We start from the raw sequence: 14,358 nt of genomic DNA, 5'->3' as shown, positions 1-14,358 counted from the left end.
CTAAAATTTTAAATCGAATACGATGTATAAATTCATAACCTATTCGCTCATAGCGAGCATATGCTTTGCCTCTTGTGCGACAAAACAACAGCTAAATACTAAGGTCGAGCAGGCTAGTACTTTTAATAAGGCTGCCGTAGTCACAGCGCATCCTTTGGCTTCAGAAGTTGGTGTAAAGATTTTAAAACAAGGTGGAAATGCGATAGACGCTGCAGTTGCCGTACAATTTGCCCTTGCAGTGGTTTATCCCAATGCAGGAAATATTGGCGGCGGCGGCTTTATGCTCTACCGTGATCATAGCGGCCAATTGGACGCACTCGACTTTCGCGAGAAAGCTCCTTTAAAGGCATCACGAGATATGTATCTTGATGCACAAGGCAATGTTATTCCTGAACTGAGTCTGTATAGTCAATTAGCATCAGGTATTCCCGGTTCTGTTGCGGGTATGTGGGAAGCACACAAAAAGTATGGTAAATTACAATGGAAAGATCTCCTACTTCCCGCAATCCAGCTAGCCAGAACAGGTTTTAAAATCAGTCAAAGACAGGCCAATGAGTTTGAAAGCCATAAAGATCGTTTTGTCAAGCTGAACCCTGCTGGCGCCGCGATTATCAAAACTACCCTATGGAAACCTGGCGACCTATTTATTCAAGAGGAACTTGCAAAAACACTGGAAAGAATTGCGAATGATGGTCGAGACGGTTTCTATAAAGGTAAAACAGCAGACTTACTTGTCGCTGAAATGGATCAGGGAAAAGGAATTATTACACACCAAGATCTCTTGGATTACCAAGCACTTTGGCGTACTCCAATTTCCACAAATTATAGGGGCCACAAAGTTATTTCCATGCCACCACCTTCGAGTGGAGGAACATCTCTTTTAGCCCTGCTCAAATCTGTAGAGCAATTTCCACTACAGCGTTGGGGCTTTCAATCCGATTCAACTGTTCGTGTCATGATTGAAGCTGAACGCTATGTATATGCCAATCGGGCTAAATATTTAGGAGATCCTGATTTTATTAAGGTGCCGGTCCAACAGCTTATCGACTCCAGCTCAAATGCACATAAACTCAATTCATTCAATTTCCATAAAGCGACATTAAGCAAAGATGTCAATGCAGATGTCATTCCTGGTTATGAAAGTGAGCAAACGACACATTTCAATATCGTAGACGAACAAGGGAATGCAGTATCCATTACAACAACACTCAATGATTCTTATGGCTCAGGAGTATTTGTAGCCGGTGCAGGCTTCTTGTTAAACAATGAAATGGACGATTTCTCCGTCAAGACAGGTGTCCCAAACATGTATGGGCTTACAGGGGAAAAAGCGAACGAGATACAGCCCGGCAAAAGAATGCTTAGCTCAATGACACCCACTATTGTAGAAAAAGATGGTAAACTATTCATGGTTGTGGGAACCCCGGGAGGATCAACCATCATTACCTCTGTTTTTCAGACCATCCTCAACGTTATTGACTTCAGACAAAATGCCCAATCGGCTGTGAGCCTGCCAAGATTTCATCATCAATGGCTTCCTGATCGCATTGACGTCGAAAATAACGCAATCGATGTCAATCTACGTGACCAATTGACAAAAGATGGCTATACGATAAATCCGAGAGGGGCAATTGGCCGCGTGGAAAATATACTTGTATTACCAAATGGCAAATTACAAACAGGAGCCGACCCACGTGGAGATGATACGGCAAAAGGTTATTAGATTAAAAATGATTAAACTATTTGCGGCAATCTCGATCTTATAAGAAATAACGCATTATGATTCTTAAGAACTATAACACAATTTTCAGAACAACATTAGTTACGACATTTATATTGATCTTGTTTTCGAACTGTAAAATGCTGCAGGGGCCCGATTTTACAAAGGTACAGGTGGGTATGAGCAAAGCACAAGTTATTCAAAAACTTGGAAAACCAGATGCCATTGTGGCTGCAAAGAAGTATCAGGATGGTATTTTAGAAATCTACGAATATAATACTCCTCAGCTTGAAAATCCTACAGATTCAGCAGCAGGATTTCGTCAATATTGGTTACATTTTTTTAATGATGAGCTACAGGAATGGGGTACTAAACGTAATTATTCACCTCGAGAATACGATCATTATTACGAGAAATACAGAAGACATCATTAATTATGATGCAAAAAAAACCTGTTATCTGAGATAACAGGTTTTTTTTGTATAGGATGATCTTACATCATTCCACCCATACCGCCACCCATTGGAGGAGCACCAGCACCTACAGGGTTTTCTTCAGCTTCGTCAGCCAATACACACTCAGTAGTCAATAACATTGAAGCAACTGAAGCTGCATTTTCTAAGGCCACACGAGATACTTTAGTTGGATCAATTACACCAGCGGCGATTAAGTTTTCGTAACGGTCTGTACGTGCGTTGTAACCGAAATCTGCAGTTCCTTCTTTCACTTTTTGAACGATTACTGCACCTTCGATACCAGCGTTATTACAGATCTGACGTAATGGCTCTTCGATAGCGCGTTTGATGATGTCAATACCGATTTGCTCATCTTCGTTGTCACCTTTAAGGTTTACCAAAGCTTCAGTTGAGCGAATGAATGCAACACCACCACCAGCGATAATACCTTCTTCAACAGCTGCACGAGTTGCATGTAAAGCATCATCAACACGGTCTTTTTTCTCTTTCATTTCAACCTCAGTAGTTGCACCCACATATAACACGGCTACACCACCTGACAATTTCGCCAAACGCTCTTGTAGTTTTTCGCGATCGTAGTCAGAAGTTGTTGTTTCGATTTGTGAACGGATTTGAGCAACACGTGCTTTAATATCCTCTACATTACCCGAACCATTGATAATAGTTGTGTTATCTTTGTCAACTTGAACTTTTTCAGCTTGACCTAAGTAAGATAACTCAGCATTTTCTAATTTGAAACCTCTTTCTTCAGAGATAACAGTACCACCAGTTAAGATAGCGATATCTTCTAACATGGCTTTACGACGGTCACCGAAACCTGGAGCTTTAACAGCTGCAACTTTCAACGAACCACGGATTTTATTAACAACTAATGTTGCAAGTGCCTCACCATCTAAATCTTCAGCAATGATCAATAATGGTTTACCAGTTTGAACTTGTTTCTCCAAGATTGGCAACAATTCTTTCATGTTGCTGATTTTCTTGTCGTAGATCAAAATGTATGGATTATCTAATTCCGCTTCCATTTTGTCAGAATTTGTCACAAAATATGGCGACAAATAACCACGGTCAAATTGCATACCTTCCACAGTTTTTACTTCTGTTTCAGTACCTTTTGCCTCTTCAACAGTGATAACACCGTCGTTACCTACTTTTTCCATTGCTTGAGCGATCAAAGCACCAATTACTTCGTCGTTGTTAGCAGAAATAGTAGCAACTTGTTTGATTTTATTGTTGTCTTGACCAACTTCTTGAGATTGAGATTTCAAGTTAGCAACTACAGTTGCAACAGCTTTGTCAATACCACGTTTTAGATCCATTGGGTTAGCACCAGCAGCTACAGATTTGATACCTGGAGCAACAATAGCTTGTGCCAATACTGTAGCAGTTGTCGTACCGTCACCAGCTTGATCAGCAGTTTTAGAAGCGACTTCTTTTACCATTTGTGCACCCATATTTTCTAAAGCGTCTTTCAATTCGATTTCTTTCGCTACTGAAACACCGTCTTTAGTAATTACTGGAGCACCAAATTTTTTCTCAATAATTACGTTACGTCCTTTAGGACCCAATGTTACTTTAACTGCATTTGCTAAAGTGTCTACACCTTTTTTAAGGGCCTCGCGAGCCTCAACGTTATATTTTACTTGTTTTGCCATTTTTATATGAGTATTTAGTATTTCAAGAAGAATAATTAGAATTTAATATAAAATCGTAAGGCCGATCTGATCATTAACATATCTAATTTTACAACTCCACCAAAATAACCTATTAAATTTTTATTTGAGCCAAAAAGCTCCTTTTTAAATAACCTCGTCGTATGAATTAGATAACAGCGTAAATATCAGACTCACGCATAATTAAGTATTCTTTTCCTTCATAAGTGATTTCAGTACCTGCGTACTTTCCGTACAATACTTTATCACCAACTTTAACAGTTAACGGCTCGTCAACTTTACCTGTACCTACAGCAACTACTGTACCTTGAGATGGTTTTTCTTTCGCTGTATCGGGAATATATAACCCTGAAGCTGTTTTTTCTTCTGCAGGAGCAGCCTCTACTACTACTCTATCTCCGATAGGTTTGATACTTAATGCCATAATTAATTTACTTTTTATCTGTTATTGAATTTATTTTAATGTTATAATCGATATAAACACATCATCTTTTATGCCAATTGTAAATATGAAGGCTTATAAGACAATTTTTCACAGAAAACTAACATGCCGATCGACAAAAATTCATTTTGCTGTCACACTGTCATTTTCTGTCTGCCAGTCTTACTCCTCTCTGCCGCAGTTTCAATAAATTAACGCTATAGATACATTTCTTTGTCTTTCTTTTCAACCGAGTGTGGCGAGTCTACGGATACGAGACATAAAAAAGCCCCGTTTGCTTTCACAAACGGGGCCTATAACTTTTTACTGACAACTATTTTTTAGCTTCTTCAGCTGGTTTCGTTGCAGGTGTAGTCGCTGGAGCTTTTTCCTGAGATTGAGCAGGAGCTGCTTGCTCTTGTCCCGCAGGAACACCAGCAGGCTTTTGTCCAGTACCCAAGTTCAATGGACCTTGCTGCGCAGGAGTCTCGATTTGACCTCCCAAACCACCTTTAGATGTACTTGGTGATGTACCGATAATATTTACACCTAAGCTAAATATCATAATGGCAATAACCATGATCCAAGTACCTTTTTCCAAAAAGTCACCTGTACGTTTTACCCCCATAAGATTCGTTCCACCTGAAAAACCAGATGACAAACCTCCTCCTTTTGGATTTTGGATTAAAACCAAAAACGCTAAAATAATACTAGCTAATATGATTAGACCGATTAATAATCCTTGCATCTCTTATGTTATTAATTTAATTTCTTTTCTAATTCTGTTATGCGTGCCGCAAAGTAAGCATTTTTTTCTGGATATTTCAAAACTAATTTTTTGTAAACCTCTATTGCTTTTGGATATAAGCCTTGTTCCAGATAGATCTTAGCAAGCGTTTCGGTAACAAGCGAATGCTGATCCTCCGAGCTTTTTCTTGCTTTGTTCTCCAAGTCTAATTTTTCTGCTTGCAGGGGTTGAATCATAGGTTCTTCACGAATAAATTTTTCAATTACCTCGTCAGTTTTACGCGGTATCTGAAAAGCTATTGTCGTTTTAACTTCATCACTCAACTTTGCTTCAGGTGATTGCAAATGAAAGATATTCTCTCGAATCTGTTGATCTAATAGCTGGCTATCCAATTTCTCATGAATTTTAGCAATATCATCATTAGACGGCATCATTGGACCTAATGGAGATTTTACATAGGGCTGATAAGTATCAGCATATTCTAATCTCGTTTTATGTAACCACCATAGGAAACTATATGGCATCGTATCATCATCATAAACAGAAACACGCTCTTGACCATCGCTCCCTTCGACGACAGATTCCGCTAAAGGGGCAGCTACAGTGGGAATCTCCTCCGAATCGGCAATAATTTCTTGCTGCTGATCGTTGTTGGCTCTAAAATAATCTTTTGCAACCCCGGCTTGAATCAAACGATCCAATTCATCAACCTCCACGCTCTTCTCTTCAATTTCGACCAACCCTTCATCGTCGTTTAACACCTCTTCCGTAATAAATTCATCTTGCTGCGTTATTGGCGGAGGCGCTACCGCCGATTTACTATGAACAAATTCATACAGCCAACTTGGAGAGGATGCATAGAGTAAAGTAGAAGACAAATTCTGAACAGAACCATGTTTTCCAAAAACTTTACGGTCATAGACAAACCGTAAGCTTTGGGCATAGGGGTATTTCTCAATCAATGCTAAAATAAGATCTTCCTCTACGCTGTCCGGATGATTGATTGCTTGAAAAAAAAGCTCGTTATTGGGTAATGATATATTAAGATTCATCTTGAAAATAGAATTACCAATTAGCAAACGCTTTGTTATATATATCTTCAGTTAACATCTGAATAATTTCCTTACCCAAAGTTTCTTCCTGTGCACTCTGAAGGTTTCCGGCAAACTCCTTAAATCTTGTAAAAGGCTGCTCAAAATCATCCTTCGGATTGATTTTATTATGATAAGCGACTTTAATCGTAATAGTCAGCCTATTCATTGCTGCGCGGTCAGTCCCTGCTTCAACAGCCGCAGGACTTATTGTATACTCTGTAATAAATCCCTCAAAGGTAGCATCTCCATCTTGATTCACCTGACTCAATCGCGATTGATTACGGATACGCTCTTTGAGAGCTTCCGTAAAGTTCTGACTTAATGTCGGATAAACCAAAGGAGCTATATTTTCGAAATATTGAATATTGACAGTTTTCATTCCTTCGGGAATGGAACCTCCAGTAAATCCATATTTTACCCCACAACTATTCATTACGAATAGAAAGATGACTGTGAGAAGAGTATATAAAATTTTTTTTGACAACATCTGTAAACCTTAATCTAAATTTAAGTCTTTAATTTTTCTATACAAAGTTCTTTCAGAAATTCCCAGCTCTTGCGCAGCCGCTTTACGCTTACCGCGATGTTTTTTCAAGGCTTTCTTTATCAAATCAGACTCTTTATCAACAAGAGATAAAGATTCCTCGACTTCTTGGGCATCCTGCAGATATTCATCCTGTGAAACGGGATTTTTCAATACATTTGCAGTGTTTGCCGGAGAATGTATAGTTAACGTTGGTGTTGCAGTATAATTTTCCGGTTCTGACTTCAATTGTGGTTCAATCTCCTGGTACAATTGATTGATGTAGGGAGAGTTTTGATCAAAGGTGTTAGAATCGACACCTTTCTGTATCAATTCAACCACCAATTTTTTCAGATCAACCATATCCTTTTTCATATCAAATAGGACTTTGTACAGCAAATCTCTCTCTGAAAAATCTTCTTTTCCGTTATTATTTGAAGGAACTACCGCAGGCAAACTTGTACGTGATTCATTAGGCAAATAATTTTGAAGTACATGCGCATCAACAACACGTTCTTTCTCCAAAACAGCAATTTGTTCCGCAACATTTTTTAATTGACGTACGTTTCCGGGCCAGCTATAGTTCCGTAACATATTCTGTGCATCTTCGGTCAATTGAACCCCAGGGGTACGGTATTTTTCAGAAAAGTCCACAATAAACTTACGAAATAATAAGTTGATATCCTCCGGTCGTTCACGTAATGAGGGTACACGCAATGGTACAGTATTCAAGCGATAATAAAGATCTTCGCGAAATTTACCTTTTTGTACAGCTTCAAACACATTCACATTTGTCGCAGCAACAACACGTACATTTGTCTTCTGCACCTTAGATGATCCTACCCGTATATACTCACCTGACTCCAATACACGCAATAATCTCGCTTGCGTACCCAATGGTAACTCGCCTACTTCATCTAAAAAGATTGTTCCGCCGTCAACAACTTCAAAATACCCCTTTCTAGCCTCATGAGCACCCGTAAAAGAACCTTTCTCATGACCAAATAATTCGGAATCAATGGTTCCTTCTGGTATAGCTCCGCAGTTAACCGCAATAAAAGGACCGTGCTTACGTGAGCTCAATTGATGGATAATATGCGAAAAAACCTCCTTACCACTCCCACTCTCACCTTGTATTAATACGGAAATATCAGTTGGGGCCACTTGTCGCGCAATATCAATAGCACGATTCAACAACGGCGAATTACCGATAATTCCGAATCTATTCTTTATATCTTGGTTATCCATAAATTTCCTGTTGGAAATAAAATAATCTCAGTTTTTTAATCAACAATCTTACCCAATAATGTAGCAGAGGTACATGATTCGATAAGCACGTTCACATAGTCGCCTTGTTTAAATCGAGGGTCGATTGGAAATACCACTAAAGCATTTTGATCATTACGGCCACAAAAATCGAACTCAGACCTTTTTGAAAATCCTTCAACAAGTACTTTACAAACTTTTCCAACAAAATGTTGGTAACGATATAAACTATGATCGCGTTGTTTATTAATAACTTCTGTCAAACGACGTTTTTTTACATCTTCTGGAATATCATCCGCATATCTTTTCGCAGCCAAAGTACCTGGTCTTTCCGAATAGGCAAACATATAGGCAAAATCATATTTGACATAATCCATCATAGACAATGTTTCTTGATGTTCCGCTTCTGTTTCTGTACAGAAACCTGTAATCACATCCGTAGAAATAGCACAATCAGGTATAATACGACGGATTGCATCTACGCGTTCCATATACCACTCACGATCATATGTACGGTTCATCAATTCCAATACTCTGGAATTTCCAGATTGAACCGGCAAGTGAATATAATTACAGATGTTTTCGTGTGAAGCGATCGCATATAGGACCTCATCGGTAATATCCTTTGGATGGGAAGTTGAAAAACGAACCCGAAGAAGAGGGCTGACTTCTGCAACCATTGTAAGCAAAGTGGCAAACGTGACAGTTTCGCCCGGTTCCTCACCTTCAGCTACTGGAGCAGTAAATTTATAGGAATCCACATTTTGGCCCAACAAGGTAACCTCCTTATATCCTGCATTGAAAAGATCTTGAGCTTCCTTCACAATAGACTGTGGATCACGGCTACGTTCACGACCGCGTGTAAAAGGAACAACACAGAATGAACACATATTGTCACAACCACGCATAATCGAAATGAAAGCCGTTACACCATTTGAATTCAAACGGACAGGATTAATATCCGCATAAGTTTCCTCTCTCGATAATAAAACGTTAACAGCTTTAGCACCATCATCTACCTTATCAATTAAATTTGGTAGATCGCGATAAGCATCTGGCCCCACCACAACATCCACCAACTTTTCTTCTTCTAAGAATTTCGATTTTAGACGCTCGGCCATACAACCTAGTACTCCAACGATCATTCCAGGATTTTTTGCCTTAGCAGCTTCAAATTCCTTTAGACGATTGCGCACACGCTGTTCTGCATTTTCACGGATTGAACAGGTATTAATAAAAACAACATCAGCATCCTGATAATTCTTAGTGGTTTCAAATCCCTTATCCAACAAAATAGAAGCAACAATCTCACTATCCGAAAAATTCATTTGGCAACCGTAGCTTTCAATATACAGCTTGCGTCCATTACTTAAAGTCGGATCTTGTTCTAATAATAATGCCTCACCCTGACGAGATTCGTCGTGTTCCTTAGTGGTATGTGTTAAATCTAGCATAGCTCGATATTCAATAGAATATAATTTTTATTATTTCCGATGGAATAACCAATGCAATGACCTATCTTTTGGTGATCTGATTTTATGCCCTTAGTTATTTCAAAGACTACAAAGTTAGAAATTTAAATCCATATAATGACAGTTTGTCAGATAGAAATATGGTTTACGCTTTGTCAAATTTCACAAAAAAAGCGTCGATTAAATCAACGCTTTCTTATGACTCGAAATCAAGATAAATTTGTTCCAGGAGATTATTCCCGAAACCTATTTACTGACCTGCTTGTTGTTTTGCTTCTTTTTTCATTTGATCACCTGCTACAATAACGATCTCAACACGACGGTTTTGAGCGCGTCCTGCTTCCGTATCGTTGCTTGCAATTGGCTCAGAGAAGTTTCTACCTTCGGTTCTGATACGCGAAGAAGCTAAACCTTTCGAAACCGCAAATGCACGTACCGAATTCGCACGATCTAAAGATACCTTTTCATTTGCAGCCAATGTACCTACATTATCTGTATGTCCGATCACCAAAATTTCAGTACCTTGTTCTTTGTTCAAGGTTGTTACCAAATTTGCGATATTATCTTTAGCTGACGCTTTTAAATCTGATTTATTGAAGTCAAATAAAATACCTGAATCAAACTTAACCACGATACCTTCCGCAGATTGCGTAACTTCAGCTCCCTCAACAGTTTTAGAAATCTCAGCAGCTTGTTTATCCATTTTTTTACCGATCAATACACCAGCAGCACCACCAATAGCAGCACCTGCCAACGTACCGATAGCCGTATTACCAGCTTTACCGCCGATCAATGCCCCTAAAGCACCCCCAGCAACACCACCAATTACACCACCTTTAGTCGTATTATTTGTATTTTGGATTGTAGAACAACTTCCAAATAACATAGCTGAGGTCGCAACAGTCAAACCTAATACAGCTAATTTTCTATTCATTTTCATATGTATGCTATCTAAGACTTTTAATATTCAAATTAAATACCGTTCTACTAAAATCAAACAAAGTGCCAAAAGATATTTTTATCAACTTTTTTGTTACAAAACACTAAAAAAGGGCTATAAAACTTCCCGAAATGACGTTGATACGCTACAAAATCTTAAACCACCTTCTCCCATTCTTTATAAACAGCTAACAGCAGCAGAAGCAAAATGTTTTTACTTTTCTTGTGTCTTTACTTCAATATCGGGTAAAAGAGATCCTTTCGGCCTTCCTTTGGCATTAAAATCGTCCATAGACTGTTGCACATAATGCATCAGATCATACTGTCCCCAATGCTCCGCTAGATCAAATGATGGACGGTAGCGCACCATAAAAGCATCTAATTCTGTGCTATCCAGTTTCGTTAGATTTTTGACAGCCTCACGAGAAAAAATACGATCAACTTGTAGCTCCTCTTTCTCCCTGTCCATAAATCGCCCAAAACGCTTCGCATTTTTAGCTTCCCGTCCAAAAAGATTATAAAGGGCGGTTGCAGGACTGCCTAAATAGGTTCCAAATTTATTTTTACCACCATTATAAACACCCTTTTTACCGTAATTGCTCATGGCATCATTTAATTCCGCCTCTTTAGTCTTTCGCTCGACAACAACTGTTTCCAATCGAATACCCTCCTGCAATTCGACATAAAACTCATTCAGATTTGTCAGAACAGTTTTTACAGGAGAAAAACCAACTTTAGTGAAAGATAATGAATCACCAACAGATGCATCTATGGTAAAAACTCCAAAGGAATTTGTTAAAGTCGATCTGTGAGTCCTCAAATTCAGAACAACGGCATCACCGATACGATTACCATTACCTTTTTGCAATACCATTCCAGAAACTTTCTGAAGGTGTTGTGCCGTTGCCCCGAAACTAGTCAACAACAGCAAGAATAGCCCCAATATTCCTAAATGTATATGTATTATTTTCATCCTATTATTTCTCTTCAATTATCCCAATTGGTTTGCCTGTGGCATTCACTCTATACAAGTTCATTGGGTCAAACAGCCGCTTTCGCAAGAACAGTTTATAATTTATTTCACTCTTATGAATTATCCGTTACACCTAACCTACTTCGCTAAAAGTAATAATAGTTTGACACTTGTACTGTTAAAAAAGTTTAAATATTCTTTCTTTATCACTTGTAGGGATAAAAAACAAAATTAGCACCTTCTGCAACGACAACAAATAAACACATATAATCTTTCGCTGGTTTATAGTTTTGGATAAAAGAAGATTTTCGATCTTCCTGAATAATATCCATTTCTACAAATTCTTCCAATGTAGAGGCGTTTATTGTCCATTTCGTTTCCAATTCCTTGCGATCTAATATCACCTCACCAACGGAAACTTCATGCTGATGGGCCACAAAAATCGGATAATCGGAATAACCTTCTTCCACAATCTCCAGTGCGACTTCACGAATTGATTCACTATAAAAATCGAGATCTACCTGCAAGCTTTTCAATGGACTTTGCGCTGTAGGCGGCGTATTTTCCTCCCTTGCAGATCCCGAAAATAAATCTTCTACTTCCATAATTTTACTTCCTTATTTCTAACAGAACAACATTTTCAACATGTTGCGTATGTGGAAACATATCTACTGGCTTGATACGTTTCACCTCATATTTCTCACCTAATAACACGAGATCTCTTGCCTGTGTAGCAGCATTACAGCTGACATAAACAATGCGCGGCGATTCCATTTCCAACAAACGAGCTACCACGTCAGCATGCATTCCCGCACGTGGAGGATCTGTAATCACGACATCCGGTTTACCATGTTCAGCGATAAAATCTGGTGTCAACACATCTTTCATATCGCCAGCATAGAATTTTGTATTATTAATATTGTTGATGGATGAGTTGACTTTTGCATCTTCAATAGCAGTAGGAACATATTCTACACCAACAACTTCTTTCGCTTTCTTTGCCACAAAATTTGCAATCGTACCAGCACCAGTATATAGATCATAAACTAATTCATCACCTTTCAGATCCGCAAAATCACGTGTGATCTTATACAGTTCATACGCTTGTGCAGAGTTTGTTTGATAGAACGACTTAGGCCCTACTTTGTAACGCAGCCCCTCCATCTCCTCGTAAATAAAATCACGACCGGCATATACATGAATATCCTGATCAAAGATGGTATCATTACGTTTCTGATTTATAATGTACAATAAGGAAGCAACTTGTGGAAACTTTTCCTTAACAAAATCCATCAACAATTCAACCTGTCCTTCTTCTGGATAAGCAAACACCACAATTACCATCATTTCCCCGGTTGAAGAAATGCGAATAATCAAGTTTCGTAATACACCGCTGTGTTCACGTAAATCGTAGAAAGTCATACCTTGGCTAAGCGCAAAATCACGAATGGTATTGCGAACTTCATTTGAAGGATCTTCCTGCAGAAAACAGTGATCAATATCCAAAATTTTATCAAAACGTCCTGGCACATGAAAGCCCAGTGCATTCATTTCCAACGTCGATGCATCCTCATCTACAGATGTCAACCATTTTTTATTGGAGAACGTATATTCCAACTTATTTCTATAGTATTCCGTCTGAGTTGAGCCCAAGATCTCTTCCATCGAAGAAGTATCCACTTTTCCGATACGCGACAATGCATTGTCAACCGATTGTTGCTTAAATTTTAATTGTGCATCGTAAGTCATATGCTGCCACTTACATCCACCACAAACACCAAAATGTTCACAAAAAGGATCTACTCGATAAGAAGAGGCTTCATTTAAACTGGTGATACGAGCTTCCGCAAAATTCTTCTTCTTGCGCATAAGCTCCACGTCAACAACATCACCGGGAACAGCTTTTTCTACAAACAAAACCAAATCGTCGGTTTTTCCAACACCTCTACCCTCTTCGGCGATATCAATGATGGCAATATCTTTCAAGAACTTTTTCTCTTGCGGAATTCTTCTACTCATAGCTCGCAAAAATACAAATTTATACCGATTTTTCATCTGCATAAATTATTTATAGCCATTGATTCTCAACGATTACGGGACAGACTCATAAAGGATCAAGTGCAAAACCTATTTTCTTATTAGTAACCTTATTATAAGTCTCAAGCGAATAGAACACTGGGGTCAGATTCGGACCTTGTTCGTACCACCTTCGGACGACAACAGACACTGACCAGCCCCCGAACAGACTTTGTATAGACTCTGAACAGGAAAAACCTGGTCAAGATTCATTCAACAATTATCACTTATTCAATCAGTTCCGAAGGCTGTCCGAAGCAGGTACGAATACAATACGAAAACAGTAAACAATGTATCACAAAAGAATATTAAAACAACAACCTTACTGGACTGTTGCCTGAACGAGATAGGGCAGAATTTCCTTCTGAAAGGAAATAAAATTTTTGCGTACATCCGCATCAGAAACTGCAGTAAAAGCAAAAGAAAACACAATACTTTTACTTGACTTGATCAAAAAAGTCAATTTTTCTTCACTGACAGCTTCATTAATTTTTTCATTCTGAATAAAGGTACTTAGCAATAGAAATTCTAAATCTTCAGAAAGTGTTTTTAAATATTCCTGCGCATTTGCGGATTCCCGGATAAATTCCCAGCCAATCAACTCATTGCACGCAGTATAAGTCAGCCTGCTTACCCGTAGAATAGTAGATGCTAAAAAGGAAGCCATATCATCTTCATATTTTGTCGTTTTCAAAATATCCTGCAGACTAGCTCGAAGATAATCCATTAAAATAGCATGCAAAATCATTTCCTTACTATCAAAATACTTATACACAGTCGCTTTCGCAATCTTAGCTTTTTTTGCCAATGTATTCACACTGGTTTTATGATAGCCGTTTTGACGAAAGAGCTCACGTGCTGTTCTTTTTATGGATTCAATGATGTAATCTGGTTCCATATACTTTAGATAGTACGAATGTTGAATGTCAGCTAAAAAGAATAAAGACTAAAAAGCATCACACTGTTCTCTCACCTTG

The 14,358-nt window shown here is 38.5% G+C and carries 14 protein-coding genes; 2 read left to right on the top strand and 12 right to left on the bottom strand.

Features of this window, described 5'->3' with window-relative positions; all coding sequences use genetic code 11:
- Positions 1 to 22: 22 nt before the first annotated feature.
- Positions 23 to 1,723, top strand: coding sequence for a gamma-glutamyltransferase (gene ggt, locus AB1Z56_RS23000; protein ID WP_426790292.1), 1,701 nt, complete (start codon positions 23 to 25; stop codon positions 1,721 to 1,723).
- 56 nt (positions 1,724 to 1,779) lie between these two features.
- A complete protein-coding gene (locus AB1Z56_RS22995; RefSeq protein ID WP_426790291.1) occupies positions 1,780 to 2,154 on the top strand; it encodes a hypothetical protein in 375 nt (124 codons plus the stop codon).
- Between the two features lie 59 nt (positions 2,155 to 2,213).
- Here the strand turns inward: AB1Z56_RS22995 and groL are convergent, their stop codons facing one another.
- The 12 genes from groL to AB1Z56_RS22935 form a co-directional block, all read right to left on the bottom strand.
- Positions 2,214 to 3,851 (bottom strand): chaperonin GroEL, encoded by a 1,638-nt coding sequence (groL, locus tag AB1Z56_RS22990; RefSeq protein ID WP_070561631.1) that lies wholly within the window; start codon positions 3,849 to 3,851, stop codon positions 2,214 to 2,216.
- 166 nt (positions 3,852 to 4,017) lie between these two features.
- On the bottom strand, positions 4,018 to 4,293 hold the full coding sequence (locus AB1Z56_RS22985) for a co-chaperone GroES (RefSeq protein WP_028070710.1): 276 nt from the start codon (positions 4,291 to 4,293) through the stop codon (positions 4,018 to 4,020).
- A gap of 331 nt (positions 4,294 to 4,624) precedes the next feature.
- Positions 4,625 to 5,038, bottom strand: a complete 414-nt coding sequence (gene secG, locus AB1Z56_RS22980) for a preprotein translocase subunit SecG (RefSeq protein ID WP_309359945.1) — start codon at positions 5,036 to 5,038, stop codon at positions 4,625 to 4,627.
- Positions 5,039 to 5,049: 11 nt separating this feature from the next.
- Complete coding sequence (locus AB1Z56_RS22975) at positions 5,050 to 6,090, bottom strand: hypothetical protein (protein WP_426790290.1); 1,041 nt, start codon at positions 6,088 to 6,090, stop codon at positions 5,050 to 5,052.
- A gap of 13 nt (positions 6,091 to 6,103) precedes the next feature.
- Complete coding sequence (locus AB1Z56_RS22970; RefSeq protein WP_309359941.1) at positions 6,104 to 6,565, bottom strand: LptE family protein; 462 nt, start codon at positions 6,563 to 6,565, stop codon at positions 6,104 to 6,106.
- 63 nt (positions 6,566 to 6,628) lie between these two features.
- Positions 6,629 to 7,903, bottom strand: coding sequence for a sigma-54 interaction domain-containing protein (locus AB1Z56_RS22965; protein WP_309359939.1), 1,275 nt, complete (start codon positions 7,901 to 7,903; stop codon positions 6,629 to 6,631).
- Positions 7,904 to 7,938: 35 nt separating this feature from the next.
- Positions 7,939 to 9,375 (bottom strand): tRNA (N6-isopentenyl adenosine(37)-C2)-methylthiotransferase MiaB, encoded by a 1,437-nt coding sequence (gene miaB / locus AB1Z56_RS22960; protein ID WP_426790289.1) that lies wholly within the window; start codon positions 9,373 to 9,375, stop codon positions 7,939 to 7,941.
- Between the two features lie 268 nt (positions 9,376 to 9,643).
- Positions 9,644 to 10,333 (bottom strand): OmpA family protein, encoded by a 690-nt coding sequence (locus AB1Z56_RS22955; RefSeq protein ID WP_172462318.1) that lies wholly within the window; start codon positions 10,331 to 10,333, stop codon positions 9,644 to 9,646.
- Between the two features lie 213 nt (positions 10,334 to 10,546).
- Positions 10,547 to 11,305 carry a hypothetical protein gene (locus AB1Z56_RS22950; protein WP_426790288.1) on the bottom strand — a complete coding sequence of 253 codons (759 nt, stop codon included), beginning with the start codon at positions 11,303 to 11,305 and terminating at the stop codon, positions 10,547 to 10,549.
- Between the two features lie 206 nt (positions 11,306 to 11,511).
- Entirely contained in the window at positions 11,512 to 11,910 is a 399-nt protein-coding gene (locus tag AB1Z56_RS22945; protein WP_313266230.1) for a hypothetical protein, read from the bottom strand.
- A 4-nt stretch (positions 11,911 to 11,914) separates the two neighbouring features.
- Complete coding sequence (gene rlmD / locus AB1Z56_RS22940; RefSeq protein ID WP_309359931.1) at positions 11,915 to 13,324, bottom strand: 23S rRNA (uracil(1939)-C(5))-methyltransferase RlmD; 1,410 nt, start codon at positions 13,322 to 13,324, stop codon at positions 11,915 to 11,917.
- A gap of 379 nt (positions 13,325 to 13,703) precedes the next feature.
- Positions 13,704 to 14,279, bottom strand: a complete 576-nt coding sequence (locus AB1Z56_RS22935; protein ID WP_293903230.1) for a TetR/AcrR family transcriptional regulator — start codon at positions 14,277 to 14,279, stop codon at positions 13,704 to 13,706.
- Between the last annotated feature and the right edge of the window lie 79 nt (positions 14,280 to 14,358).

The organism is Sphingobacterium sp. WOUb80, from assembly GCF_050058145.1.
Lineage (GTDB): Bacteria > Bacteroidota > Bacteroidia > Sphingobacteriales > Sphingobacteriaceae > Sphingobacterium.
Note: the sequence above shows the minus strand (reverse complement) of the source record. Positions and strands in the feature narration are given on the sequence as shown.